Annotated in this window: 28 protein-coding genes, 1 pseudogene and 1 riboswitch; of the genes and pseudogenes, 10 read left to right on the forward strand and 19 right to left on the reverse strand. The window is 65.2% G+C overall.

Annotated elements, in window-relative coordinates; translation table 11 throughout:
• Positions 1-28: 28 nt before the first annotated feature.
• Entirely contained in the window at positions 29-1,030 is a 1,002-nt protein-coding gene (locus tag AYK61_RS07560) for a sugar ABC transporter substrate-binding protein (protein ID WP_183130200.1), read from the reverse strand.
• Between the two features lie 229 nt (positions 1,031-1,259).
• Here AYK61_RS07560 and AYK61_RS07565 point away from each other — a divergent pair, with 229 nt between their 5' ends.
• The 3 genes from AYK61_RS07565 to AYK61_RS07575 are packed head-to-tail and all read left to right on the forward strand — an operon-like array spanning position 1,260 to position 3,715.
• Positions 1,260-1,574 (forward strand): hypothetical protein, encoded by a 315-nt coding sequence (locus AYK61_RS07565; RefSeq protein ID WP_121870360.1) that lies wholly within the window; start codon positions 1,260-1,262, stop codon positions 1,572-1,574.
• Between the two features lie 24 nt (positions 1,575-1,598).
• Positions 1,599-3,068 carry a cell wall metabolism sensor histidine kinase WalK gene (locus tag AYK61_RS07570; RefSeq protein ID WP_121872549.1) on the forward strand — a complete coding sequence of 490 codons (1,470 nt, stop codon included), beginning with the start codon at positions 1,599-1,601 and terminating at the stop codon, positions 3,066-3,068.
• Positions 3,053-3,715: a response regulator transcription factor gene (locus AYK61_RS07575; RefSeq protein WP_121870361.1), complete on the forward strand. Its 663-nt coding sequence runs from the start codon at positions 3,053-3,055 to the stop codon at positions 3,713-3,715. The genes AYK61_RS07570 and AYK61_RS07575 overlap by 16 nt, the downstream gene beginning before the upstream one ends.
• Positions 3,716-3,752: 37 nt before the next feature.
• On the opposite strand, the gene AYK61_RS07580 is transcribed toward AYK61_RS07575, so the two are convergent.
• Positions 3,753-4,103, reverse strand: a complete 351-nt coding sequence (locus AYK61_RS07580; RefSeq protein WP_121870362.1) for a hypothetical protein — start codon at positions 4,101-4,103, stop codon at positions 3,753-3,755.
• A gap of 243 nt (positions 4,104-4,346) precedes the next feature.
• Here AYK61_RS07580 and AYK61_RS07590 point away from each other — a divergent pair, with 243 nt between their 5' ends.
• On the forward strand, positions 4,347-5,657 hold the full coding sequence (locus AYK61_RS07590) for a D-alanyl-D-alanine carboxypeptidase family protein (protein WP_121870364.1): 1,311 nt from the start codon (positions 4,347-4,349) through the stop codon (positions 5,655-5,657).
• 33 nt (positions 5,658-5,690) lie between these two features.
• On the opposite strand, the gene yhjD is transcribed toward AYK61_RS07590, so the two are convergent.
• The 11 genes and pseudogenes from yhjD to AYK61_RS07645 form a co-directional block, all read right to left on the reverse strand.
• A complete protein-coding gene (gene yhjD, locus AYK61_RS07595) occupies positions 5,691-6,710 on the reverse strand; it encodes an inner membrane protein YhjD (RefSeq protein ID WP_183130201.1) in 1,020 nt (339 codons plus the stop codon).
• Between the two features lie 114 nt (positions 6,711-6,824).
• Complete coding sequence (gene trpS, locus AYK61_RS07600; RefSeq protein WP_121870366.1) at positions 6,825-7,865, reverse strand: tryptophan--tRNA ligase; 1,041 nt, start codon at positions 7,863-7,865, stop codon at positions 6,825-6,827.
• A 105-nt stretch (positions 7,866-7,970) separates the two neighbouring features.
• Positions 7,971-8,717 (reverse strand): exodeoxyribonuclease III, encoded by a 747-nt coding sequence (locus AYK61_RS07605; protein WP_397485448.1) that lies wholly within the window; start codon positions 8,715-8,717, stop codon positions 7,971-7,973.
• Between the two features lie 314 nt (positions 8,718-9,031).
• A pseudogene (gene yidC / locus AYK61_RS07610) lies at positions 9,032-9,922 on the reverse strand (membrane protein insertase YidC); the annotation flags it as partial.
• 63 nt (positions 9,923-9,985) lie between these two features.
• Positions 9,986-10,282, reverse strand: coding sequence for a DUF6412 domain-containing protein (locus AYK61_RS27740; protein WP_121870368.1), 297 nt, complete (start codon positions 10,280-10,282; stop codon positions 9,986-9,988).
• Positions 10,283-10,305: 23 nt separating this feature from the next.
• Positions 10,306-11,694: a DUF6297 family protein gene (locus AYK61_RS07620; RefSeq protein ID WP_121870369.1), complete on the reverse strand. Its 1,389-nt coding sequence runs from the start codon at positions 11,692-11,694 to the stop codon at positions 10,306-10,308.
• Positions 11,682-12,308 carry an ABC transporter ATP-binding protein gene (locus AYK61_RS07625; protein WP_121870370.1) on the reverse strand — a complete coding sequence of 209 codons (627 nt, stop codon included), beginning with the start codon at positions 12,306-12,308 and terminating at the stop codon, positions 11,682-11,684. Before AYK61_RS07625 ends, AYK61_RS07620 begins: the two co-directional genes overlap by 13 nt.
• Positions 12,309-12,369: 61 nt before the next feature.
• The gene (locus AYK61_RS07630; RefSeq protein WP_121870371.1) at positions 12,370-12,654 is read right to left on the reverse strand and encodes a DUF6412 domain-containing protein; all 285 of its coding nucleotides are present in this window, start codon (positions 12,652-12,654) and stop codon (positions 12,370-12,372) included.
• Between the two features lie 40 nt (positions 12,655-12,694).
• Positions 12,695-14,125, reverse strand: a complete 1,431-nt coding sequence (locus AYK61_RS07635) for a DUF4153 domain-containing protein (RefSeq protein ID WP_121870372.1) — start codon at positions 14,123-14,125, stop codon at positions 12,695-12,697.
• Between the two features lie 88 nt (positions 14,126-14,213).
• Positions 14,214-15,188, reverse strand: coding sequence for a HAMP domain-containing sensor histidine kinase (locus AYK61_RS07640; RefSeq protein ID WP_121870373.1), 975 nt, complete (start codon positions 15,186-15,188; stop codon positions 14,214-14,216).
• Positions 15,185-15,859 (reverse strand): response regulator transcription factor, encoded by a 675-nt coding sequence (locus AYK61_RS07645; protein WP_121870374.1) that lies wholly within the window; start codon positions 15,857-15,859, stop codon positions 15,185-15,187. Before AYK61_RS07645 ends, AYK61_RS07640 begins: the two co-directional genes overlap by 4 nt.
• Positions 15,860-16,031: 172 nt before the next feature.
• On the opposite strand from AYK61_RS07645, the gene AYK61_RS07650 reads away from it, so the two are divergent.
• Positions 16,032-17,078 (forward strand): ABC transporter substrate-binding protein, encoded by a 1,047-nt coding sequence (locus AYK61_RS07650; protein ID WP_121870375.1) that lies wholly within the window; start codon positions 16,032-16,034, stop codon positions 17,076-17,078.
• 9 nt (positions 17,079-17,087) lie between these two features.
• Here AYK61_RS07650 and AYK61_RS07655 read toward each other — a convergent pair whose 3' ends face one another.
• Positions 17,088-18,230 (reverse strand): MFS transporter, encoded by a 1,143-nt coding sequence (locus AYK61_RS07655; protein WP_121872551.1) that lies wholly within the window; start codon positions 18,228-18,230, stop codon positions 17,088-17,090.
• A gap of 346 nt (positions 18,231-18,576) precedes the next feature.
• Positions 18,577-18,699, forward strand: a riboswitch (SAM riboswitch).
• Positions 18,700-18,871: 172 nt separating this feature from the next.
• Here AYK61_RS07655 and AYK61_RS07660 point away from each other — a divergent pair.
• Both AYK61_RS07660 and AYK61_RS07665 read left to right on the forward strand, forming a co-directional pair.
• Complete coding sequence (locus AYK61_RS07660) at positions 18,872-20,221, forward strand: bifunctional o-acetylhomoserine/o-acetylserine sulfhydrylase (RefSeq protein WP_082323496.1); 1,350 nt, start codon at positions 18,872-18,874, stop codon at positions 20,219-20,221.
• Positions 20,215-21,363 (forward strand): homoserine O-acetyltransferase, encoded by a 1,149-nt coding sequence (locus tag AYK61_RS07665; RefSeq protein WP_397485450.1) that lies wholly within the window; start codon positions 20,215-20,217, stop codon positions 21,361-21,363. Before AYK61_RS07660 ends, AYK61_RS07665 begins: the two co-directional genes overlap by 7 nt.
• A gap of 15 nt (positions 21,364-21,378) precedes the next feature.
• Here AYK61_RS07665 and AYK61_RS07670 read toward each other — a convergent pair whose 3' ends face one another.
• Genes AYK61_RS07670 through AYK61_RS07680 form a run of 3 tightly spaced genes read right to left on the reverse strand, consistent with a single transcriptional unit; the run spans position 21,379 to position 23,230 of the window.
• Entirely contained in the window at positions 21,379-21,696 is a 318-nt protein-coding gene (locus AYK61_RS07670; protein WP_121870377.1) for a DUF3017 domain-containing protein, read from the reverse strand.
• Positions 21,697-21,707: 11 nt separating this feature from the next.
• Positions 21,708-22,565, reverse strand: a complete 858-nt coding sequence (locus AYK61_RS07675; RefSeq protein ID WP_037188179.1) for a bifunctional methylenetetrahydrofolate dehydrogenase/methenyltetrahydrofolate cyclohydrolase — start codon at positions 22,563-22,565, stop codon at positions 21,708-21,710.
• A gap of 56 nt (positions 22,566-22,621) precedes the next feature.
• The gene (locus AYK61_RS07680; protein WP_121870378.1) at positions 22,622-23,230 is read right to left on the reverse strand and encodes a pentapeptide repeat-containing protein; all 609 of its coding nucleotides are present in this window, start codon (positions 23,228-23,230) and stop codon (positions 22,622-22,624) included.
• Between the two features lie 33 nt (positions 23,231-23,263).
• Here AYK61_RS07680 and AYK61_RS07685 point away from each other — a divergent pair, with 33 nt between their 5' ends.
• Both AYK61_RS07685 and AYK61_RS07690 read left to right on the forward strand, forming a co-directional pair.
• A complete protein-coding gene (locus AYK61_RS07685) occupies positions 23,264-23,728 on the forward strand; it encodes a tRNA (cytidine(34)-2'-O)-methyltransferase (RefSeq protein WP_183130202.1) in 465 nt (154 codons plus the stop codon).
• Between the two features lie 88 nt (positions 23,729-23,816).
• On the forward strand, positions 23,817-24,284 hold the full coding sequence (locus AYK61_RS07690; RefSeq protein WP_121870380.1) for a MerR family transcriptional regulator: 468 nt from the start codon (positions 23,817-23,819) through the stop codon (positions 24,282-24,284).
• Positions 24,285-24,319: 35 nt separating this feature from the next.
• On the opposite strand, the gene AYK61_RS07695 is transcribed toward AYK61_RS07690, so the two are convergent.
• Positions 24,320-24,568 carry a hypothetical protein gene (locus AYK61_RS07695; protein WP_121870381.1) on the reverse strand — a complete coding sequence of 83 codons (249 nt, stop codon included), beginning with the start codon at positions 24,566-24,568 and terminating at the stop codon, positions 24,320-24,322.
• A gap of 350 nt (positions 24,569-24,918) precedes the next feature.
• On the opposite strand from AYK61_RS07695, the gene AYK61_RS07700 reads away from it, so the two are divergent.
• The gene (locus tag AYK61_RS07700) at positions 24,919-25,473 is read left to right on the forward strand and encodes a DUF6764 family protein (protein WP_179273571.1); all 555 of its coding nucleotides are present in this window, start codon (positions 24,919-24,921) and stop codon (positions 25,471-25,473) included.
• Positions 25,474-25,514: 41 nt separating this feature from the next.
• Here the strand turns inward: AYK61_RS07700 and AYK61_RS07705 are convergent, their stop codons facing one another.
• Positions 25,515-26,273, reverse strand: a complete 759-nt coding sequence (locus tag AYK61_RS07705; RefSeq protein WP_121870382.1) for an SDR family oxidoreductase — start codon at positions 26,271-26,273, stop codon at positions 25,515-25,517.
• Positions 26,274-26,282: the final 9 nt, after the last annotated feature.

Here is a 26,282-nt window from a genome sequence, read left to right on the forward strand (position 1 = left end):
ATCTTCCTTCCGCGCCGAGGCGACGCATTCAGCGTGTGCCGTTACGGGCGTACTCGGCGACCGCGTCGATGTTGGTCGAATCGATGAACGCGGGCCCGGTCAGCACCGGGGTGCCGCCACCGATCGTGTTGCCGTTGTTGAGGTAGAGCCACAGCGAGTCGATGGCCAGGTAGCCCTGCAGGTAGGGCTGCTGATCGATGGCCCACGCCACGTCACCCGACTCGATCGCGTCGACGAGTGCGGCGTTGGTGTCGAACGTGACGATCGTGGCGTCGCTGCCCGCATTGTTCTTGGACTGCACCGCCGTCAAGGCGATCGGAGCAGCGAGCGCGATGACATGGTCGATGCTCGGGTCCTGCTGCAGCTTGGCGGTGATGGTCGACTCGACGGACGGCATGTCCTTGCTGTTGACGTTGAGGATCTCGGTGGTGCCTCCGAAGCCCTCCGTCACGCCGGCACAGCGAGCCTCGAGTGCCACGGCACCCTGCTCCTGGATGATGCACAGGGTCTTGCGTGCACCGTCCTCGGTGAGCCGAGCCCCGGCAGCCTGTCCGGCGATGGTCTCGTCCTGGCCGAAGTACTGCTGGACTCCCATGTCCTTCCAGGAGTCGTAACCGGAATTGAACGCGACGACCGGGATGCCCGCGGCGGTCGCAGCCTCGACGGAGGGTGCCATCGCGTCGGGTTTGGCCAGCGTGACCGCGATACCGTCGACCTTCGAGTCGATCGCACTCTGGACGAGGTTGGCCTGGTTGGGCGCTTCGGGATCTGCGGAGTAGCGCAGTTCGATGTTGTCCTTGGCCGCAGCGGCCTCGGCACCCTTGCGAACCAGATCCCAGAAGGTGTCGCCGGGAACCTCGTGCGTGATCATCGCGATCGTCGCCGACGGCGTGTCGGCGACACCCGCGTTGCTTCCGTCGTCGGACGATCGAGGAGCACCACCGGTACTCGAACAGGCAGCGACAGTCAGTGCCGCGACCGCACAGACCGCGCCGACCGCGATCGGCCCGCGCTGTTGCCGAAACCTCATTGCACTTCCTCTCGAAAATTCGGCCTCTCGAAAATCCGGCCCCTCGAACAACCGTCGAATCCGACCCGCCGACCTGATCACTGTAAGAAACGATTGGTACCCGTCACGCATCTTCGACGATTATTCGTCACGCGACGCAACCGGTATGCGCAGCACCGGACCTCGGACATGAGAGGACTCTCATCTCCGATTCACGTAGCCACAATCCACCGTCGTCAGAGTCGTCTGTGTGCGAACCATCATCGTCTCGGCCCTGGGACTGCTCACGCTCGCCGTGCTCGTCGCGGCATTGCTGACGACTCGGTCGACGGGCGAGCAGACCCCGTTGCCCGCACCCATCGTCGCACCCGCCGCACCCGTGCAATCCGCCCCGGGTACTCCGGGGCCCGTTCCCCCTCCACCGGGACCGGGCGATCCCGCGCCCACCACCGCGCCACAGCCGGTGGCACCGGACGGATTCGTGCCCCCGCCGCCGCTGCCGCCTGCCGACTGGGACGATGACTTCGACGACGACTGGGATGACGATGACGACGACGACGACTGACCCTGCTGCGAGACCGACCACGTGATGCGGACGCGACTGCTCGCCCTGCGCCCGACGAGCGCTCGGAGCCGCATCTTCTCGTGGGTGCTGCTGCTGGTGCTGGCATCTCTCGCGGCCGTCACCGTCACCACCTGGCTGCTCATGATCCGCGCGACCGACAATCGCATGCGCGAATCGCTGCGCACCGAGATCGCCGAGTTCACCACTCTCACCGACGCAGGCGTCGATCCGGGAACCGGCGCACCGTTCGACGACATCGACGACGTCCTCCGCGTGGTGATCACCTACAACCTCGCCCGCCCCAACGAGAAGTTCCTGGGTTACGTGGACGGCGCGTTCGCCGTACAGAGCAGGCAGCAGGCGCCGGTACGACTGTCCGACGACACCGGCTTCACCGCCGAGGTCGGCTCCGTCACCGCACCGGTCGAAGGTTCGTATTCGAGCGCGGCAGGCGAAGTGGTGTATCTCGCGGTGCCGGTCTCGCTGGCAGGCGACCCGGTGCCGGGCGTCGTGGTCGCCGCGTACTTCGCCGATCAGGAACGCGCCTCGGCCGACGAGACCGCGACCCTGATGCTCGTCGTCGGCAGCGTCACCTCGGTGCTGGCGGCAGTAGGGGCGTGGTTCGTCGCGGGACGCATCATGTCGCCGATCAGACACATCACAGCCACCGCCAGAACGATCACCGAAACCGACCTGTCCGGCCGAATCACCGACGCCAGAACGACCGGTCGAGGCGACGACATCGGAGACCTGATCGACACACTGAACTCGATGCTCGACCGAATCGAGTCCGGCGCGGCGAGTCAGCGCCGATTCCTCGACGACGCCGGCCACGAGCTCCGCACTCCCATCACCATCGTCCGAGGTCACCTCGATGTTCTCGACCACGGCGACCCCGCCGACGTTCGAGACACCGTCGCGCTCGTCGACGACGAACTGGATCGGATGAACCGACTCGTCGCCGATCTGTTGCTGCTCACCCGGGCCGACCAGACGAGCTTCGTCACGCCGGTGGACACCGATGTCGACGCGCTCACTCGAAGCGTGTTCGACAAGGTGACCACCCTCGCCGACCGGGAATGGGTACTGGAGGCGAGCGCAACCGTCCATGCGCCGCTCGACGCGCAACGACTGACCCAGGCACTGTTGGCGTTGGCGGACAACGCAACTCACCACACGATGCCCGGCAGTCGCGTCGGCATCGGATCGCAACTGTCCGACGGCGACATCCGGTTCTGGGTCACCGACTCGGGTCCGGGAATCGAGCGCGACGAGCAGGAACGAATCTTCGAGCGCTTCGCCCGCGGTCGCAACGGAACCCGACGCACCGAGGGCGCGGGGCTCGGATTGTCCATCGTCACCGCCATCGCACAGGCCCACCGTGGGCGGGTGAGTGTCGGCAGCGCCCCGGGGCACGGGGCCACCTTCACCATCACGATTCCACTGACCGATTCCCCTCCCCCGCAGAAGGATCGACGATGGCCCGCATCCTGATCGCCGAAGACGAACCCCGCATCGCCTCGTTCGTTCACAAGGGGCTCAGAGCGAGCGGTTTCAGCACGACGACCGTCTCCGACGGCAGATCCGCATACGAACATGCCCGCAGCGGTGACTTCGATCTGGTGGTACTCGACATCGGTCTGCCGATCATGGACGGCTTCGAGGTACTGCAGCGACTGCGCGGAGAGCAGTGCGAGATACCGGTGATCGTGTTGACCGCACGCGACAGCGTCCAGGACGTGGTGTCCGGTCTCGAAACCGGTGCCGACGACTACATGGCCAAGCCGTTCCGATTCGAGGAACTGCTGGCGCGCATCCGAGTTCGACTGGGCACCAAACGAACCGTCGACACCAACCAGCTCGCGGTCGCCGACCTCACCCTCGACCTGCGTACCCGACGAGCTGTGGTGGGAGACCGCACCGTCGACCTGTCGGCCCGTGAGTTCGCCCTGGCCGAGACCTTCATGCGCCACCCCGGTCAGGTCCTCTCGCGAGAGCAACTCCTGTCGCAGGTGTGGGGCTACGACTTCGACCCGGGCTCCAATGTCGTCGATGTCTACGTCCGCTACCTTCGGGCGAAATTCGGTGCCGCACGAATCGAGACCGTTCGCGGAATGGGATACCGACTGTCCGAGACATGAGCGGCGTCGGCCGGTTGCCGACGCCACTGCTCGAGTCTCAGTCGTCCCAGTCGTTGTCGTCGTCCAGGTCATCGTTGTCGTCGTCGTCCAGGTCGTCCCAGTCGTCGTCTCGACCGTTCAGATCGTCGTTTCGGTCGTCCCAGTCGTCGTAGCGGTCGTCCCAATCGTCGTCGTAGCGGTCGTCCGGGATCTGGGTCGGTGCGGGCTGCTGGGGAGCTGCAGGCGGGTTCGGAACCGAATCTGACTCCGACAGAGGCTGTTCCACCGAGATCGAGGACGGCCGCTGCTGGGTGGGGTCGTCGTCGGCGATCGCGAGTGCGCCGACGCTTCCGAGGGTGACGACAACGGCTGCTGCACCGACGATCATGAACTTTCCTGGCATTCTCATGTCTGCTCCTTCGATCCGAGTCCTGCGGGCCACCGTTTCGGTGATGACTCAACGATCGCTGTCGAACGTGAGAACCGAAGGAGCACACCATGAGCGAGTTCTCATACTGGCGACGGGCGCGTGGGTCGACATTCGGCCGGTGCCGGTGACGATGTCGGGACGAGAACCAGAGCGGTCGTTCGGGCATTGCTCGCCGGTGGGTCGCCACGTCGACCGACCCGCGAGCGCCTATGGTGATTCGCGATGAAAAGGATTCGAGTGTGCGTGGCAGCGTCGGCAGTGTCGATGGTTCTCGTCGGCATCGGCTGTGGACCGGCTCTGGCGCAACCCGCCGCCGAGCCACCAGCCGCGACGACGACACCGCCGTTCACGACGCCCGACACCGACAGCTGCCCGTTCGCCGCGTCACCTCCCCCGGCGATCGACCTGTCCGAGGTACCGGCCCCTGGAAGCACTGCACCGCAACCACTCCCGATTCCCGCCGAAACCGTCGGCGGGGATCGGCTCGCCGAGTGTGGAGCGGTGCTGCCGGACGGGGCTCCCCCGTTGCCTGCCGATATCTCGGCCACCGGGTTCGTGGTGGCCGACATGGACTCCGGCTCCGTCCTGGCCGCCAAGGATCCGCACGGGAGGCATCGGCCGGCGAGCACGATCAAGGTGCTACTTGCGATCGTCGCCCTCGACGAGTTGAACTTGAATTCCCAGATCACCGCGACCGCAGAGGACGCCGATGCCGAGGGCAGTGCCGTCGGCATCGGAGAGAACGGTGTCTACACCAATCTCCAATTGATGCAGGGCCTGGTGATGGCATCGGGAAACGATGCAGCGCATGCGTTGTCCAGGCAGTTGGGTGGGGACGCGGCCACCGTGGACAAGATGAATGCCAAGGCCGCAGAACTGGGTGCGCTCGACACTCGCACCGCCACACCGTCCGGTCTCGACGGCCCGGGGATGGCGAGCTCTGCCTACGACCTGGCGTTGATCTACCGCGCGGCCATGCGCAATCCGACCTTTGCGCAACTGATTTCGACCGAGACCGTTCAGTTTCCCGGCTATCCGAAGGACCCCACGATCCCGGAGGACCAAGACCGGCCCGGGTTCACCCTCTCCAACGACAATCAGCTGCTCTACAACTACGAGGGAGCTCTCGGAGGCAAGACCGGGTACACCGACGATGCTCGCCAGACATTCGTCGCAGGAGCAGAACGGGGCGGCAGGCGTCTGGTCGTGACGATCATGAAGGGCGACGTGCTGCCGATCCGGCCGTGGGAGCAAGCGGCACGCCTGTTGGACTACGGGTTCGCGCTCGACTCCAGTCGCGGCGTGGGCGAACTCGTGGAGCCGCAGTCGACGGCCGCGGTGACGAGTACGCGCGCGCCCGAGGCCACTCCGACTCTCGCCCAGCCGCCCGCATCGGCGTCCGGGTCGAGCTCCCGCCAGTCCGAGATGCAGGCCCAAGGCGACACCGTCGTTCGCATAGCGATAGGAGTCATCGGTTCGATCGTGGTGATCGGATTGTTGTGGGGAGCTCGACGGCTTTCGCGCAACCGCTGAACCGGGTCCTCCGATACAGCGATTGCGAGCAATCTAGCGACGTCTGTTGCGCAGTCCCGCGAGGCCGAGAGCGGCGAGGGCACCGGCACCCACCAGCGCCAGACCCCCCGTCACGCCCGGTCCTTCGCTGACCTCGACCCTCGTGTTGATCACCGCCGGCTCCGGGGCCGGTACATGAGCTTCGGCCAAGCTCTCGCGAGTCGTCGCGGCAAACGATGTGGAGAACAGCACCAGCCGTGACGTCGTGAAGACGAATACCAGCAGACCGATGATGGGTCCGAAGACCACGCCTGCCGGGCCGCTCGTCACCGATCCCAGATAGATGGCACCGAGCTGCTTGAAGATCTCGAAACCGACGGCAGCGAGCAGAGCGCCTTTGGCTGCGCTGCGCCACGAGACCGGCTCGCGCGGCAGACGCGAGATCACCCAGGTGAACAACGCCCAGGTGCCCGCCAGCGCGAGCAGAATCGAGAAGACGCGCAGGGCGATGCCCACTCCTGGGACTGAATCGAGATTGGCCCACTCGAGAATGCTGCGCATCAGGTCACCACCGGCGAGCGCCGACAACGCCAACGACAGCACCAGCGCGGTCCCCAGCCCGAGCAGCGCGGCGAAATCCTTGGCCTTGGTGGCCAGAAAGCCCCCCTGCTCGTGCTGGCTCTCCCACATGGCGGTCAGTGCCTCCCGCAGGTTGGCGATCCAACCGAGACCTGCATACAAGGCACCGAGCAGACCGATGATGCCGACGCTCGTCCGAGACTCGATGGCCGTCTGGATCAGCGAGTTGATCGTCTCACCGAAGCTGCCCGGCACGTTCTCGGCAATCTGCGACTGGATCTCGGCAAGCCACTCGGGCTGATTCACCAGCACGAACCCGGCGATCGCGAACGCGACCATCAGCAGCGGGAACAAGGCCAGCACACTGAAGTACGTCATGCCTGCCGCGTAGTAGTCGCCCTTCTGACCCTGATAGCGCTGCGCAGCAACAACAGTGTGATCGAGCCAGGGCCACCGGTTACGCCGGTCGTCGAGGATCGCCTTGAAATCGGGCATGGCACTCACCTTTTCGCTGTCGTCGCCTGCTGTCGGATCGTGTCGCCGCGGTGCTGCGCCTCGAAGTACTCCTTGCCGAAACGCAGCACGACGAAACTCAGTGTGCCGTAGATGCTATGCACCCGGCGGCAGGAAACCCACCCTGTCGTAGACCTGAGCGAGCGTTCGGCTCGCCACTTCCCTGGCTCGATCCGCACCGGCCGCGAGGATGCGATCGAGTTCGGCCACGTCGGCCATGAACCCGTCCATCCGCTCCCGTAGCGGAACGACGAACTCGGTCAGAACGTCGGCGGTGTCGGACTTGAGGTCGCCGTATCCCTTGCCCGCATACCCAGCGACGAGGTCGTCGATACTCGCGCCCGAGAGCGCAGACTGAATCACCAGCAGGTTGCTGACGCCCGCCTTGTTCTCCGGATCGAACAGGATGTCGCGCTCGTTGTCCGTCACTGCCGAACGAATCTTCTTCGCCGACACCTTCGGATCGTCGAGGATGTTGACGATGCCCGCCGGATTCGACGAGGACTTGCTCATCTTCGCGGTGGGATCCTGCAGATCGAAGATCTTCGCGGTGCCCTTGATGATGTGCGCATCGGGCACGACGAACGTCTTCTTGAACCGGGTGTTGAAACGCTGCGCCAGATCGCGAGTCAACTCCAGGTGTTGGCGCTGATCCTCGCCCACGGGCACCAGATTCGGCCGATAGAGCAGGATATCGGCGGCCTGCAGAATCGGGTAGGTGAACAGTCCGACGCTGGTGTGATCGCGACCCTGCTTGGCGGACTTGTCCTTGAACTGCGTCATCCGCGCAGCTTCGCCGAATCCGGTGATGCAGTTCAGAACCCACGCCAACTGCGCATGCTCGGGCACCTGACTCTGCACGAACAGCGTCGACTTCTCCGGATCGATTCCCACCGCAAGCAACTGCGCTGCGGCCACTCGGGTGCGGCGCCGAAGCTCCTTGGGATCCTGAGGAACGGTGATGGCATGCAGGTCCGGGATGAAGTAGAACGCGTCGAACTCGTCCTGCAACTCCACCCAGTTCCGCACCGCACCCAGGTAGTTACCGAGATGGAAAGAATCGGCAGTCGGTTGGATGCCGGAGAGCACCCGCCGAGGCGGACCCTGCGGAGTGTCGATGGAGTCGGAAGAAGACATGCCGCAATCTTTTCACGACCCCGTCGACGCTCACTTCCTGCCTGCCGAGATGGTCACTGTGCAGGCTCCGCTACAGCACCACGGGTCACTGCGCAGGCCTCCGCTCTAGCGGTAACGCACTGTCACCGGAGCGTGATCGGACCATCGCTGGTCGTACGCCTCGGCCCGCTCGGTGATCGCTTCCTTGGCGCGCTCGGCCAGATCACTGGTGGCCAACTGATAGTCGATCCGCCAGCCGGCGTCGTTGTCGAAGGCCTTGCCGCGATAGGACCACCAGCTGTACGGACCTTCGACGCCCGGGTACAGCGCCCGTACGACGTCGGTCCAGGGGGCCTTGTCGGCGAGCAACCGCGTCACCCACTCGCGTTCCTCGGGCAGGAAGCCGGAGTTCTTGCGGTTGGTCTTCCATGCCTTGAGATCGGCCTCGGTGTGGGCGATGTTCCAATCTCCGCACACCACCACGTCGCGATCGTCGGACTTCGCGGCCTTGGCCGTCTTGGCCAGATACTTCGCGAACGCCGCCATGAAGCGTTCCTTCTCGTCCTGACGCTCGGTACCCACCTCGCCCGACGGCAGATACAGGCTGGCGACGGTGACGTCGCCGAAGTCACCTTCGATGTAGCGACCTGAATCGGCGAACTCGACGGCCCCGATGCCGGTGCGAATCGCATCGGGAGCCGCCTTCGACAGCAAGGCCACCCCGTTGCGTCCTTTCGCGGACGGCTCGGCCGAGGCCAGGTGCCAGCCCCCATCGAGGGCCGGGGCCAGCGCCTTGGTCAGTTCCCCGTCGTTGGCGCGGGTTTCCTGCAGGCAGATGACGTCGGCATCGGTGGCCTCGAGCCACGCCAGCATGCCCTTGCGAACAGCTGCGCGAATTCCGTTGACGTTGACAGTGGAAACAGTGATCGGCACGCCGACGACGGTAGCCGAGCCCACCGACAGACGGCAGCTGGGCCGCACACCGAGGTCATTCCTGCAGGCTCCACTCCCGCTCATCAAGGTCGTTCCTGCAGGCTCCACTCCCGCTCATCAAGGTCGTTCCTGCAGGCTCCACTCCCGCTCATCAAGGTCGTTCCTGCAGGCTCCACTCCCGCTCATCAAGGTCGTTCCTGCAGGCTCCACTCCCGCTCATCGAGGTCGTTCCTGCAGGCCGGCTACCGACGCCTCGGCTTGGCCCCGGGTTTCGGCGCGGTGACCGCCGGTGTCGCCTCTGGCTCGACACTCGGTTCTCGGTCGATGCGTCGGTAGACGAGGTGCTGCTGGGTGTAGGTCCAGATGTTGTTGCTCACCCAGTACAGCAACACCGCGACCGGAAGTACCGGCCCACCGACGAGCACGCCAGCCGGGAACACCCAGAGCACGAGCTTGTTCATGATCGCGGTCTGTGGGTTGGCGAGCGCCGCTGCGTCCTGCCGGGCGACGGACGCCCGCGAGTTCAGATGCGTGGCAACCGCAGCGACGATCATCAAGGGGACTGCAACGAAAGCGATGCTCCACACCGACGGCACTCCCCCGAACGGACCGAAGGCCTCGAGCACCTCCCGAGAGCTGTTGACGGCAGCCGAGATCGGCGCACCGAAGAGCCGTGCGTCGAGGAAGGACTGCACATCGGCGGCGCTGAAGACGTAATTCGCGGTGTTCGCGTTCTCCTGCGCCGTCATACCGAGATGACCGAATCCGGTTCCGGTTCGGTTGAACGAGCGCAGCACGTGCAGCAGACCGATGAAAACCGGGCCCTGCGCCAGCAGTGGCAGGCACCCCATCAGGGGGTTGAAACCGTGTTCCTGCTGCAACTTCCGCATCTCGGTTGCCTGCCGAGCACGGTCCCCGGAGTACTTCTTCTGTATGGCCTTGATCTGTGGTTGGAGCCTTTTCATGGCGAGCTGCGAACGAATCTGGCTGACGAACGGCTTGATCAGCAGCGCACGCAGTGTGAAGACCAGGAAAATCACTGCCAACGCCCAGGCGAAGCCGCTGTCGGGGCCGAGCACGGACCCGAAGACTCTGTGCCAGAACCACAGCACCGCGGAGACGGGATAGTAGACGAAATCGAGCATGGTGGAGCACCTCACTGTGAGAGAAAGCGGTCGGTTGGCGTCTCGACCGGATCTCGCAGTGGCTCAGGAGAACTCGAGCCACCGGTCCGGTCCACAGACCGGGCCGGGCGCTCTGGGCATGGGGCGACCTGGCGCATCGGGTTGCTGTTGCCTGCGGAATGATCCCCGAAGTCGCCGCCCGTCCGCGCCGGCAGCGCACGACGACAGCGGTGCGATCACGGCGAGGTCGGACGGCGCACCGAGGACGACCAGGGACGCCGCGACCAGCGCACCGAACATCGCTATCTGTGCGGCGGGTTGGGCGTCGACGACGGCGAAGACGACGAGCAGGACGGCGACGACGCCGAGCGCAGTGGCCACGGAGCGATGGGTACTCGACCGGCTCATCCGATACCCACTGCTATCTGCACCACCGCACACGCGAATACGACAAGTGAACCGCGAAACAATTGCCGAAGCATGTCAACCGGCACCTGCCCCATCGGCGTCTCCAGTATCAGCCCTCCGTATTCGAGCGGCGGACGCGACGCCGATCGATACAGAGCAGCGAGCGCTACGAACGGGGTCGGCAGCAATGCCCACAGCGACGCACCGAACACGACCGGTAGGCAGGCACCGAATACAACGAGGATTCCGACTGCAGGCACCACAAGATGCGCTGCCCGCAGACTGCGATCGGATCCTCCGAGAGCTGCACGAAACGCACTGGACGAGTAGATATCTCGTAGCCCGTGACCGCATACGGTGCCTACGACGCAACATGCGAGCAACAGCGCAACCGGACGCAGGGGCAGCGCGAATACCGCCGCGCACAGGTAGACCGCGATGACGACCGAGACCAGAGTGCGCACCGCGCGCCGGTCGCGAAGTACGCGTCGAGCATCGGCGTCCACGAACATTCGCCGACGCGAACCCGAAAACGACCGAGACCGAACCAGTCCCACACGACGCCAAGTGCGCGAGTCCATTCGGGAAGAAACGAACGATGTATCCATTGTCGCGATCGCCACCGACAGAGAGGTCACCAACCCCGAACCGCGTTCCAGCGCAGACCGATTCAATCGATGCACGCGGGATCGACCGACCCACACGATCGCAACACCGAAGACGAGAGCCACGGCCGACGGCCACCCGATGGAGGGTGCGGGCAGTACCGGCGCGTGGACGGCGGACACCGAACAGAGGACGACGCCGATGCACACGAGCCCGAGCGAGAATGTCCGGTACCACCCCTCCCAGAACCGCGATGTCTGCGCCAGTACTGCCGATCCGACAACGCTCGCACCTATCGCTGCTCCCATGCCGGCGAACCACCACCAACTGTGGGCAGTCGTACCGAACAGTGTTGCCACTCGCGCGATCAGCACACCCAGGGCACCGCCACATGCTGTCGAAGCCCAGTATCGCGGAGCGAGCACACCCGACCGATCGAGCGGGGTCGAGTGAATCCAGAACTGTTCGGCAGAATCCACCACAACCGGCCCCACCGCCCGCACCGCAGCCATGACCAGGCCGCATGCTGCGATTGCGAGGCCGGACGCGAACAGTGAGTCGACCTCCAGCAGCAGCCCCGCAAGCGGGTTCCCAGACTCGGCTCGGTTGGGCTCGAAGCGCCCGAGAAGGTGCCACAGCAGTCCCGTCGCTACGAACACCGGTAGTCCCCACACCGCGAGGACAGCGCCGATGTCGATCGGCCTCCTCGCGCGTGTCCAGCCGCGAATCCGGCTACGGACTACGCGTGCCGAGGGAACGGCCGTCATCACTGTCGCCATCGGTCACCGTCCACGCTCGTGTCGGCTACCTGCTCGACGAGATCCGGGTCGTGAGATGCCATCAGGACAATGCAGCCGGCCTGCTTCTCGCGCACGATGGCCTGAGCCAACCAGCGCTTGCCTTCGGCGTCCAACCGCTGCTCGGGTTCGTCGAGCACCAGTACGTCTCGCGGTCGCACGAACGCCGAACCCAATGCCAGCCTTCGCTTCTGACCGCTGGACAGCGTGACTGGTAGCTGATCGACGACGTGGCCGAGCCCCAGTCCCTCGATCACCCGCTCTGCTGCACTCGCAGGGTCGGCGACTCCGTGGGCCGCAGCAACGAGTTGCAGATGTTCACTCACCGACAGATGCGGGAACGTCCCCGGATCGTCCAGGACCGATGCCACGCGCCCACGGAAATCGGGCGCGGCTTCGTCGACAGCATTCCCGAAAAGTGTGATGGTGCCGGAATCGAGATCGTCTGCTCCGACGACGCATCGGAGCAGGGTCGTCTTTCCGGCACCGTTTGCACCTACGAGCGCACACACCGATCCCTCCGGTACGACGAACGAGATGTCGCTGAAGACGGTCAGCGAACCGAAACGCCTGGTGGCGTCGTTGATGACGAGCATGATTGTTCTCCCGGCAAACCTCGCGGACAACGGGTCGCGAAGGCGTGGGGGAACTTTCGAGCTAGAGTGCCCCCACCAATGCACCGGGTGCGCGTGGTTGCGGGCGGCCGGGAGCATCCGGGCGATGTTGACGCCGGAACGCACCTCGAAGGTGGCGTTCCTCTGCGGTGGGGCCGACATTCGGCAGTAGGCGCAGCAGTGCCGGAACATCGACTCGGTGCGCGAGCACCATCAGAGTTGCCAGCGCCGCGACGAGGATCAGAGCCACGTCTGCGGTTGCGGTCGGCATCGTCAGGTACAGCGACACGAGGAGCAGCGAAGTGACGACCATGCTCTGGTATCTCATTCCGCACCTCCCTGGTGTGCCACTGAACCTGAGTTGTTGCTCAGGGTACAGATACCGAAGGGTCCGTGCACAGGTGCCAGGTATCGCCGACGAACACCGGACCGCGAGCTTGCACACAGGGACGCACGTAGTCGGGCAGTCGCTCGAGCTCCGCGTCCGCGTCGGCCGACAAGCCACCCACGTAGGACGTATCGATTCGTCCGGTCTGCTCGAAGCGATCGACGTTGTGCCGTGCGATGTACGCATCCGGATTCAGAGCCGCCAGCGCGAGCACGGTCAGAACTGCACCGACACCTACCGCTCGCGGAAGCCAGCGCCCCGACATCCGCACGCCCGACACCAGAACCAGTACGAACACCGATGCCAGCCACCACTCGACACCCGTGACGAACAACCTCAGCGTCGTGTAGCCGTACTGCTGCTCGTACAACGACATTCGATGCAGGGCCGACGCAACGATCACCAGCGACAGCAGGCACAGCGCTCCGAGCAACGTGCGCAATGCAATTCGTTCACGCCGATCGTCGCGGCGGGCCTTCGCGACCGTGACCGCGATGACGAGCAGTGTCAGTACCGTGACCGCGAGCAATTGCCAGAAGCCCTGCCGGGCGTATTCGGCGTTGGTCAGCCCCTCGGTGGTGAGGACGTGCCCCTGCCCTCCGAACAGCGTCGGCACCTGGAACCCGACGAACACGACGAACAGGGCCACCACCGCCCCGAGGGGAACCATCCACTCCCACAACTGCACTGTTCGACGCGGCGACGGTGCGAGGCGATCGAACCGAGGCGGATGCAGCGCGACGTAGGCCACGGCGAGCGCACCTGCTGCGGTGAGCACGAAGACGAGAATGCGACCGACGACGGACGCGGCATCGAACTCGGGTGTCACCGCGCCCAGCGCATCCGAGAAACGCTTGTCGGCCGCACCGAACAACGCTGCGAACACGACGAGGAGCGCGATCGTGACAATGGAGACCATGCCGATCCGGACCGGCCGTGGCCCTTCCAGATCGATCGAACCGGCTCCGCGCCCGGTCCACCGAGCCACGCGCACCGGCAGAAACACCGGTAGTAGACCGCCGAGCGCGATTCCCGTCCACGTCCAGGCGCGGGAGAGCACCACCACTGCGACCACGACGGCGAGCGTAGTCGACATCGTCACGATCCACTCGGCCGCTCGCAGCGCAGACACGCTCGCCAATGCCAGCACTCCTGCCACCCCTGCCCATTCCCACCCCGAGAGCCTGCCGCGGCGCGCTGCGAGCACCACCGCCACGAAGGCCAGGGCGGTGATCAGCACACCGAACGTGTTGTCCACCAACGTCACTGCCCCGATCAGCCCGGCAACAGCGGACCCGATCAGCGCCACACGGGGGGCCTGCGCATACCGCAACACCGGCCAGGTGCGAGGCCCCCAAAAAGAGTGACCGTGCTTCGCTGTCGGATGAATCGGAGTGTCGATCGTGGTCATGGCGCTTCCTTCTTCTGTGTTTCGGGCATGGAAGGTCGGCGGCTGCGGTCCGGGGACGTGCAGTCGCGGTTCGGATGGATCGAGAAAGTCAGTGCTCGGGGATGGCCACTCTGATGTGGCAGCCGACTTCGCTGTCGAGGACTTCGATGGTTCCGCCGTGCAGTTCGGTAGCCCAGCGGGCGATGCCGAGGCCCAGACCTGTTCCGCCGTCGGTGGATCCGCCGCGAGTGAATCGGTCGAACACCGCATGGCGATCGGCGAGCGCGATGCCTGGGCCCTGGTCGACGACGTCGAACGCATACGCTCCGCCGATTCGATGGGCCCGCAGCGTCACGGTGCTCGACTGGGGCGAATGCCGCACGGCGTTGTCGACGAGGTTGGTGATCACCTGTGTCATGCGAGATCGGTCGGCCACGACGGACGAATCATCCGGCGAGACGACTATCGACACTCGTTCTCGGTGAACGGACGTCGCATCCTCGAGGAATTGCCGCACCGCGAACTCCTCCGGGGCAATGGTGAGCACACCGCCCTCCACCCGCGACAGGTCGAGCAGTTCGCTGACCAGATCTCCGAGCCTCTCGGTTTGGCGCAGCGCCACCGACAGCGCCGCGGGATCCGCGTCGGTCACCCCGTCGACCATGTTCTCGAGCACGGCACGCAGGGCGGCGATGGGCGTCTTCAGCTCGTGCGAGACGTTGCCGATGAGTTCGCGGCGGTACTTCTCGGCGGCTTCCAGATCACTTGCCATGGTGTTGAACGCCGTGGCGAGCTCGCCCACCTCATCCCTGGACGTTGCCCGCACTCGCGTCGAATAGTCGCCTCGCGCCATCGCTTTGGCGGCCGAGGTCATCTCGCGCAGCGGTGACGTCATCCCGTGGGCGACGAATTGTGTTGCGGCCAAGGACACGACGAGCGCTGCGAGGAGGGTGTAGCGAAACTGCCAACCCGCTCCGATCCAGAACACGACGCTCGCGAGCACCAGCACGATGCCCACGACGAGCGAGACCTTGAGCTTGAACGACCGCAACGGATCCAACGGGCGCGGCAGCATTCGCGTCATCGCGGCGACTCCACGGCATAGCCCACGCCGTGCACGGTGCGGATGAGATCGCCACCGAGTTTGCGACGCAACGCTTTCACGTGAGAATCGACCGTCCTACTGCTGGCCGAATCGTCCCAGCCCCACAGTTCCGACAGCAGCGTTTCGCGCGAGACCGCCGTGCGCGGCCGAGCAGCCAAGTAGGCGAGAATGTCGAATTCGGTTCTGGTCAAATGGATGTCACCGGAGGGATTGGTCACCCGCCGTTCGCGGTGATCGATCTGCACGTCACCGACTCGAACTGCCTGGGGTTCGGCGGTCACCGTACGCTCGGCACGCCGAACCAGGGCGTGCACGCGAGCGACCAACTCGCGCATACTGAACGGCTTACCCAGGTAGTCGTCCGCACCGACGCCCAGGCCGACGAGCATGTCCGTCTCGTCCGACTTGGCCGTCAACATCAACACCGGCACCGGGCGGGACGCCTGGATACGACGACACACTTCGAGTCCGTCGAACCCGGGCAGCATCAGATCGAGCACCACCACGTCGGGATCGATCCGGGCGCACGCGTCGACGGCAGACGGGCCGTCGGCGGCAGTGACGACCTCGTACCCCTCGCCGCGCAGCCGAGCGGCAACGGCCTCGGAGATCGTGGGCTCGTCGTCGACGACGAGAACTGTGCGGCTCATGAGAACTGACCCTAGAGGGCGCACATGGAGGAGCCCGTCGGGAAATGTGGAGGTTCGGTGAAGGTTGAAGCCAGGCAATTCACGTCGCGTCGGCAGACAGACTCGACTGCGCATCGAAATTAGGGTGGGCTACCCTTCCCGCTGTTGGCCAACCCTTCCGAAAGGCGTCTCGATGCACATCCGACCACTTCACCGAACCTGGACGGTGTGCGCGATTGCGCTGACCACCGCGGGGCTGCTGACTGCATGCTCGAACTCCGCCGACGAGGCGTCGTCGATGGCCGGCACGTCCTCCGATTCGGCGGTCTTCCCGGTCACGATCGAGCATGCATTCGGCGAGACCGTCGTGCCAGAAGAACCCACTCGTATCGTGGTGGCCGGATACACCGAGCAGGACACGGTCCTCGCACTCGGCGTCGTACCTGTCGGCGTCACGGAGTGGTACGGCGACCAGCCCTACGCCACCTGGCCCTGGGCGCAGGCCGCGTTGGGCGACGCGCAGCCCGAAGTTCTCTCGGCCACCGGCGACGGCTTCGAGGAAGAGAAGATCGCCGCACTCGAGCCCGATCTGATCATCGCCACCAACGCAGGCCTCACCGAGGACACCTACGACAGGCTCAGCGACATCGCTCCCACACTCGCCCAATCGGACGCCTCCACCGCCTATTTCGAGCCCTGGGACGTCCAGGCCGAGAAGATCGGACGTGCGCTCGGCAAAAAGACCGAGGTCGACGCCCTGATCGACGGCGTGAACCAGAAGTTCGCCGACGCCGCAGCCGCGCACCCCGAATTCGCCGACAAGAAGGCGATCTTTCTCCAGAACGCGTTCTACGAGGGCAAGGCGATCGCCTACCAGGACGGGTTGAGCACGGACTTCATGACCAAGCTGGGCTTCGTCGTTCCCGACGACATCGACGCCTACGTTCCGGCGGACGGCGGCGGCCAGGCAAGCATCCCGCTCGAGAACCTGTCGGTCCTCAACGCCGCCGACGTGCTGATCTGGGGAACCGAAGGCCCGGGCGACCGCGCGGAATTGGAGAAGGAAGCGGTGTACGACGCCCTCGAGCCGGTCGAGGACGGCAACCTCGTGTTCACCGACGGCGTGACGGCGGGCGCGATCTACTTCACCAGCGTGCTCAGCCTGCCGTACGTGATCGACAAGCTGGCCCCGGCACTGGACGAAGCCCTCGACGGAACGCCGGCAACGATCACCGGCTGATCTCGGGCGCTACCGAGCGGCGGAACGCTTGTCCATCCACATGGCGGTGGCCAGTACACCGAGACCGGCCACCGCCAGGCCCGAGCCGACGGCGGCGGGTGCCGTGTAGCCGAATCCTGCGGCGATCACGGCACCGCCGACGGCAGCTCCGATGGCGTTGGCCAGATTGAACGCGGCATGGTTGAGCGATGCGGCGAGGGTCTGGGCGTCCTCGGCCACGTCCATCAACCTCGTTTGCAGACCGGGTACCACCGAGGAGCCGGACGCGCCGATGAGGAACACCAGCAGTAGGGCGGTGATCGGATTGTGTGCGGCCACGACGAACACCGCAAGGAACACGGCCGTGGCGGCCAGGCCGACGAAGGTGCCCTTGAGCTGATACCGGTCGGCCAGCCATCCGCCGGCGTAGTTTCCGACGACCATTCCGAGTCCGTAGATCATCAGGGCCACCGGAACGAAGGCGCGGGCGAGACCGGCGACGTCGGTCAGCGTCGAAGCGATGTAGGTGTACACCGCGAACATGCCACCGAATCCGACGATTCCCACGAACAGGGTCATCCACACCTGGCTGCGGCGCAGTGCGCCCAGCTCGGTGATGGGGCTGGTGGTCGGCATCGCGTCGAGTCGTGGCATCCAGAGGACGAGCGCGGCGACGGTGAGGGCACCGATGACCGCCACGAGCGTGAATGCACTGCGCCATCCCAGCGCCTGCCCGATCCAGGTCGCCACCGGTACGCCGACGACGTTGGCGACCGAGAGTCCCATCATCACCATCGCGACGGCTTTGGCTCGCTTGCCCGGTTCTGCGAGGTGGGCAGCGACCAGCGCCGCTACACCGAAATACGCACCGTGCGGCAGACCTGCAACGAATCGCGAGGCCACCAACTCGTTGAAGCTGGGCGCGAAGACGGTGCCGAGGTTTCCGAGGGTGAAGGCCACCATCAGCGCCAGCAACAACATCCTGCGCGGAACGCGAGCAGCCAGGGCTGCGATGGTCGGCGCGCCGACGACCACACCGAGCGCGTACGCAGAGATCATGTGGCCGGCCGAGGGCTCGGAGATCCCCATCGTGGTCGCGATGTCCGGCAACAGACCCATCGATGCGAACTCCGTGGTGCCGATCCCGAAGCCGCCGATGGACAGTGCCAACATCGCGAGTTTGCGTCGGGTCGAGTGCGGTCGGTGACTGACACTCAGGCCACTCGACACCTTGCCGCGCACAGCGCTGACTCGGGACAGAGCGGAATCGGTGACAGTCACAGCAGTACAACCTTCGTGTGCAAATCGGGGGGCAGAAGAAGCGGACGGGATTCGAGCCTGCGATCGGAAGCCGACCGAAGCAGGAACGTCGCTCCGGTCAATTGTCTTCCCGCGGGTGGCTCGTTCTCGCGTCGATGCACGGTGATAGTGCTCACCCGAGCATCTGCTCGAGCTGTACCGGCACCCCTCGCGTGCCCTCGTTCCGGTGGGGTGCCGTCACCCGCTAAGATATTTGCCAGGTCATGAGCGCCAGCATCGAGCCCCGGCTTGCTGGCCGGCAACCCTCCAACCGCGGTGGGGTGCCCCGGGTGAACGACCAGGCCGGTCCGGCACGCGAGTGCCGAATCGACAAGCGCGGGTCCGCAGGAAGCGGACCCACTGAACCTTCGGTCCCCACGGGCCGAAGCCTGTCAGGAGGTTCTCTCATGTGTTGCTGTACCGATACGCCCCGTAGCGCTCGACTTCTCGAGCTTCATTCGACATTCGATTCGTCTCAGACAGACTCGTCTCAATAAAACGGAGTATCACCAGCCATGACCGATTCCACCCCCGACGTCGTCGACGCCACCGGAGCACCCACCGAGGATCCGTTCACGGACCCCGCAGCCGACTGGAGCTTCGAGACCAAGCAGATCCACTCGGGTCAGACCCCGGACGGCACCACAAGGGCTCGTGCGTTGCCGATCTACCAGACCACCTCGTACACGTTCGACAACACCGATCACGCAGCGGCGTTGTTCGGTCTGGCCGAGCCCGGCAACATCTACACCCGCATCATCAACCCGACTCAGGATGTCGTCGAGCAGCGCATCGCCGCCCTCGAAGGTGGCGTGGCGGCATTGTTGCTCGCGTCGGGTCAGGCCGCCGAGACGTTCGCGATCCTGAACCTCGCGGAGGCGGGCGACCACATCGTGTCGAGCCCGCGGCTCTACGGCGGCACGTACAACCTGTTCCACTACACGCTCCCCAAGCTGGGTATCACCGTCTCGTTCGTCGACGATCCCGACGACCTCGAGCAGTGGCGTGCCGCGATCACTCCGTCGACCAAGGCGTTCTACGGCGAGTCGATCTCGAACCCGAAGAACGACATTCTCGACATCCCGGGGATCTCGGCAGTGGCCCACGAGAACGGCATTCCGCTGATCGTGGACAACACCGTGGCGACGCCGTACCTGTTGCAGCCGTTGAAGCACGGTGCCGACATCGTGGTGCACTCCGCCACGAAGTACCTCGGCGGACACGGAACGGCCATCGCGGGCGTCATCGTCGACGGCGGGACTTTCGATTGGACGCAGGGCCGTCATCCCAACTTCACCACCGCAGATCCGAGCTACCACGGCGTCGTGTTCGCCGATCTGGGCGCGCCCGCATTCGCACTGAAGGCGCGCGTCCAACTGTTGCGTGACATCGGTGCTGCGGTCTCGCCGTTCAACGCCTTCCTCATCAGCCAGGGTCTGGAAACGTTGAGCCTTCGGATCGAGCGGCACGTGGCGAACGCACAGAAGGTCGCCGCGTTCCTCGCCGGTCGCGACGACGTCGTCTCGATCAACTACGCCGGACTCGAATCGTCCCCGTGGTACCAGCGCGGGCAGGAATTGTTGCCGAAGGGGCAGGGCGCGATCATCGCGTTCGAGCTGAAGGGCGGTGTGGACGCGGGCAAGAAGTTCGTCAACGCACTCACTCTGCACAGCCACGTCGCTAACATCGGAGACGTGCGTTCACTCGTCATCCACCCCGCATCCACCACGCACTCCCAGCTGACTCCGGAAGAGCAGCTTGCGTCGGGAGTCACTCCCGGCCTGGTGCGTCTCGCCGTGGGCATCGAAGGAATCGACGACATCATCGCCGATCTCGAGGTCGGATTCAGCGCGGCGGCATCTTGAGTCACAGCTGCGACACAGGCGTTCGTCCGGAGGCGGTTCTTCCGTCTCCGGACGGGCGGTTGGGCACCATCGACATCGGTGGTCTCGATCTCGAGAACGGCGCTCGAATCCCCCAGGTCACCGTCGCGGTGCAACGGTGGGGCGAACTCGCCACCGACCGCAGCAACGTGGTACTCGTCGAACACGCCTTGACCGGGGACTCGCATGTGTCCGGTCCGCCGGACGCCGATCACGCTCTGCCCGGTTGGTGGAACGGAATGGTCGGTCCCGGCTGCCCCATCGACACCGACGAGTGGTGCGTCGTGGCGACCAACGTGCTCGGCGGGTGCGGCGGGACCACGGGCCCGAGCAGCGTCTCGCCCGACGGCACGCCCTACGGGTCTCGCTTCCCGGACATCTCCATCCGCGATCAGGTCGCTGCCGAGGCGGCCGTGGCCGACGTCCTCGGAATCGAGCGGTTCGCAGCCGTCGTCGGCGGCTCGATGGGCGGGATGCGCACCCTCGAATGGATCGTGGGCCATCCAGACCGAGTGGCGGCCGCGCTGGTCCTTGCGGTCGGTGCAAGGGCAACTGCCGACCAGATCGGTACCCAGACAACACAGATCGCCGCGATCAAGGCCGATCCAGGATGGCTGGGCGGCAATTACCACGACACCGGCACCTCGCCTACGGCCGGACTCGGCATCGCGCGGCGCATCGCGCACCTGACGTACCGAACCGAGAGCGAACTCGACATCAGGTTCGGAAACTCACCGCAGAACGACGAAGACCCGTGGGCCGGTGGCAGATACTCCGCACAGAGCTACCTCGAGCATCAGGCTGCCAAGCTCGTCAACCGGTTCGACGCTGCGACGTACGTCCTGCTCAGCGAGGCGATGAACCGCCACGATGTGGGCCGCGGCCGCGGCGGAGTGGCCGAAGCCCTCGCGTCCACAGCGGTTCCCACCATCGTCGGCGGAGTCGACTCCGATCGCCTGTATCCGCTTCGACTGCAGAAGGAGATCGCTCGCGAACTCCCCCAGTGCCGCGGACTCGAAGTGATCCAGTCGCGTGACGGACACGACGGCTTCCTCACCGAGGCCGATTCGGTGGCGAAGCTGCTCGCCGAGACGATGGAGCTGGCCCGCCTGGGCCGGCGCTGACACCGACAGGCAAGGTCAGTCGGTTCCCAGCGGATCGATAGACAGCGACAGAAAGACGATTGCTCCGCCGACGCAGCCCAGCGCCAACACATCGAACACGCGGCTGCGCACTTGCAGTGTGCCGACACGTGTTTCGGGCAGGCACAGCCGCAGGACGGCCGCCAGCAGCGCTGCGCATCCGAAGATGAATGCGCCGCGCCGCCAGCGATCGGCCAGCACCAGAATCAACGCGGCAAGGACGACGACCGAGACTGCGACGATCGGTAGGTTTCGCGCGACTGCCGCGCGAAACCCCGCATCGGGCTCGCTTCGCGCATCCTCTGCATCGTTCACGTCCGGTTCGCTCAGCTCTCGGCGGCGACGCGCTCGGCGCGCTCGACGACATTGGTGAGCAGGAAGGCCCGCGTCAACGGTCCGACGCCGCCGGGGTTGGGCGAAAGGAATCCGGCCACCTCCGCGACACCGTCGGCGACGTCGCCGCGCAGTCCGTCCTCGGTGCGGGTCACCCCTACGTCGAGCACGGCAGCACCGGGCTTGACCATGTCCGCAGTGATCAATCCGGGTACTCCGGCAGCGGCGATCACGATGTCCGCGCGGGAGACCTCGGCGGCCAGATCGCGAGTTCCGGTGTGACACAACGTGACTGTCGAGTTCTCCGAGCGCCTCGTGAGCAGCAGGCCGATGGGTCGCCCGACCGTCACTCCGCGGCCGATGACCACCGCGTGCGCACCGTCGAGAGCAACGTCGTAGCGGCGCAGCAGGTGCACGATCCCGCGAGGTGTACACGGCAGTGCGGCATCCTTGCCCAGGACCAGACGGCCGAGGTTGATCGGGTGCAGACCGTCGGCGTCCTTGTCCGGATCGATTCGCTCGAGTGCAGCGTTCTCGTCGAGATGCTTCGGCAACGGCAGCTGGACGATGTAGCCGGTGCATTCGGGGTTGGCATTGAGTTCGTCGATGACGGCTTCGAGATCTGCCTGGGTGATGTCCGCGGGCAGGTCGCGACGAATCGAGGTGATGCCGACCTTGGCGCAGTCGTTGTGCTTGCCCCGGACGTACGCGGCCGAACCCGGATCGTCGCCCACCAGCACGGTCGCCAGACCTGGGGTGATGCCCTGCTCACGCAGCGTCGCCACGCGGGCGGTGAGATCGACGAATATCTCGTCACGGGTCGCTTTGCCATCGAGAATCGTTGCAGTCACCCGGTCATTGTTCCAGGTTCGGCGTCAGCAGCGGCGCACCGGTCCGATCCCCACGGTCAGCCCTCGACAACGAGCCCGTGCGCTGCAGCGTAGGCCACCGCCTGCATCAGTTCGATCTTCGCACTGCGCACGCTCGCGCTCACCCACAGCGATGCGTCGGCGACGGCTCCCCGCAGATCCGCCTCGTCGAACTTCGCGTCGACGGCGCGGGCACCCGAGAAATCGACCGAGCGCACAGTTGCCTTCCGGAAGTCTGCGGACACGAGGTTCGCTTCGCGCATCCGGCACCCCGTCAGATCGAGACCGCGAAGGTCCGCGTTGCCCAGTGATGCGAGGGTGAAGTCGACCTCGTCGTACGTCGCTGGACGCATACGACTGTCGACGAACGTCGATCCCATCACGGTCGAATGACGAAACGTACTGTGCTGCATATTGGTCCGAGTGAAGGTGCACGATCGAAATGCAGAGTTCGTGTGAACGGATTCGGTCAGATCGGTGCCGGTGAAGTCGCATTCGGTGAACACCACCGACTCGGTTCGAACGCCGCTCATGTCCGCGTCGCGAAAGGTACACCGAACGAACTGCCTACCGGTCCACTCCTGCCCGTCCAGTCGAGTGTCGGAAAAGTCCTCGCCGATCGTCTGTTCGTCGTCCACCTGCCCCATACTTCCCGGACTCGTGATGGCAGAGTGAACCGGGTGTTTCGACTCATGTTCTTCGAGCCCCGCATCCCACAGAACACCGGCAACGCAATTCGCCTGGTCGCCGGGACCGGCTGCGAACTGCACCTGGTGGGCCCGCTCGGCTTCGACATGTCCGAGCCGAAGCTCAAGCGGGCAGGCTTGGACTACCACGATCTGGCGTCGGTGACGGTGCACGCGGACCTACCCTCTGCCTGGTCTGCGCTGGCACCGACTCGCGTGTTCGCCTACACCGCACACGCAGCCCGTTCCTACGCCGACGTCGCGTACGAACCCGGCGACGTCCTCCTGTTCGGACCGGAACCCACGGGATTGCCCGACGACGTCCTGGGCGACCCACATGTGACCGATCGACTGCGGATCCCGATGATTCCGGGCCGCCGGTCGTTGAACCTGGCGAACGCGGCAGCAGTGACGATGTACGAGGCATGGCGCCAGCACGGGTACGAAGGCAGCGTCTGACGGGTTTGCGTCGGAGTGCGGACTTCCCGGGTGTACCCGAATCCGTCCGCCCGGTCTGACGGCACCGCCCGGACTATCTTCTGTACTCATGGCGACGACGGATTTGATGAACAGGGCGCTGGCGGCCGTGGCGGATTCGGACGCACAGTTGACCGTCGAACTGGTGCACGAGCTGATCGAACCCGGAGAGCTCACCGAACCACTCGGTATCGCCGAGGTTGCCGAGCTCCTCGACATCTCCGCGCACACTCTGCGGTACTACGAGCGGTGTGGCCTGATCGAGGTTGCGCGTGACGGACTCGACCATCGACGGTACGACGACGCGGCCGTCCGACGGATCGTGTTCCTCACTCGCATGCGGTTGTCGGGGATGCCGATGCGCGACCTGCAGCACTACGTCGAACTCGTCGACGGCGGAGAACATACCGTTCCGGAACGACTCGACATGCTCGTCGGGCATCGAGACGCCGTCCGACGTCGAATCCGAGAACTGCAACTTTCGCTCGTGGCAACCGAATACAAGATCGCAACGTACGGCGGTGCCACCGGTCCGTGACAATCGCTAGGTCAGGTCCGCTGCGATGTCGACACTTACGGGAGCGCGGCACCGCAGCCCTGCATTGCGTTCCAGACGTTGCCCGGGTTCGTCGGTGTGCCGCCGGCGGCGGAGTTGGAACTTGTTGTGAGCGTCGACAAATCGATCAGGTCAGAGAGGTAGTTCTTCTGTGACACCGAACTGTCGACGTCGCCGTGGCGGCTCGACAGGACCGATTCCGCTTCGATCCGTCCGCCTGTGGCCGTCACCGTCACCGTCTCCACTGCGCGACTTCCGGCGATCATCGAGAGCTGCCCGGTAACGATTTTCTTTCGTTCGACCGGTGCCGTGGATCGCTACCGTTCGGAGTCGCCGGCCATCCCGGGCACGAGCGCGAGACCTATTCGTCGCATCGACATATCAAGTGGTGGAACAGAACTCGACGTATTGAACGCAGAACGCGGTAGTGACCCCAACGTGCATCGGGCGGCCACGACCGCGGCGGCCGGGGTCCGAGAAACCGGACTTCTACGACGATTCATCCCCGGATGCCAGCGGCACCGTTACACAAACCTCACCGGCCTGCTGCCATGGACTCGCGGGGCGGGGTACCGTGTGCCGCACCGGCCCGTTTCGCTCGTGAAGGAGCTTTCTGTTGTTCTCTGTTTCCCTGCCCCGTCTCTCGTCCCCCAACTCCTCCTCCGCGCGCACGTCCAGTCGGTTCAGTAGTCGAATTGCCCGCACCGCAGCAATATTCGCCATGGGCTCGGGATTGACGGTCGCAGCCCTGTCGGGCACGGCCACTGCGTCGGCAGCCCCCGTCAACTGCGTGTCTCCGCCGTCGGCCAACGACATCCAGGTCGATGACACCGCGAGCTGCGGAGCCACCTCGAACGGCACCGGGCGGGCCACCGCAGGTGCTGCCGACAGCGGCACCGCCGTCAGCGTCAACGACGGTCCCGGCGCGACGACCACCTACGCCAACGGATACGGCGTCGCCCTCGGAGCAAGCAAGAATGCAGGCACGGCCTACGCACTGGCACTCGGCGGCGGAATCGCTCACTCGTGGGCCGATGCCGGACAGACGACTCTCGCCGTCGCCGGGTGGGGATCCGGCGCTACCTCGGAGGCTCAGGGCGTCGATTGCGTCGGCCCCCTGTCACTGGCACTGAACCTCACGAGCGGCCAGTTCTGCGTCCTCGGTAGCTGATTGCCCGGTTGCACAGCACCGAACCAGTCGAACGGAGCCGATTACCCCGACACGAACTCGTCGAGGTAATCGGCTCCACCTACATACACGGTATGACCGGACCTCTCGATCGGCGTGACGACTGCAGCCGCCACGGCCGCAGCGAACTCGGCAACGGTCGGGAGCGCACCGTGCGCGGCGCGGGCGGCCACAGCATCGGGGTTTCGTCGCTCCAGCAGAGTGACCACGATGGTGCCCTCGATCATGTCACCGGACACGACGACGAAGTCGATTCCCCGAGAATTCAATTCGGGAATCATGTCGCGCAGGGCATCCTCGCCTGCTCGCTTGCTCGCAGCAATGGGCTCGTACTCGACGGGTACGGGCTTCCTGCCGTAGAAATGCGCCTGATGACTGGTGAGAAAGACGATTCGTGAGCCTGGTTTCATGCGGTCGGCGGCCGCTCGAGCCATCGCCACCTGCGCGTCGCGATTGATGCTCATGGCGTAGCCGGGATCTGCACCGAGCTCGAGCCCACCAGAAGCATTGAGAACCAGAACGTCGATTGCGCCGAATTCGGCTGCGACGGCGTTCAGCATCGCGTCGACTGCTTCGGGGTCGGTGACGTCGGCACCGACCCCTAGTGCGCGTCCTCCGCTTTCCTCGATCGAGTGCACAACAGCATCGGCTCTGCGCTTCTTCTCACGGAAGTTCACCGCCACTGCAGCGCCTTCGGCACCCAGTTGCACCGCCGTTTCCGCTCCGATGCCCCGGGACGCACCCGTGATCAGCACAGATTTTCCTGACGCGCGATGCTCCATAGACACCCT

Source organism: Rhodococcus sp. SBT000017 (genome assembly GCF_003688915.1).
Taxonomy (GTDB): Bacteria; Actinomycetota; Actinomycetes; order Mycobacteriales; family Mycobacteriaceae; genus Rhodococcoides.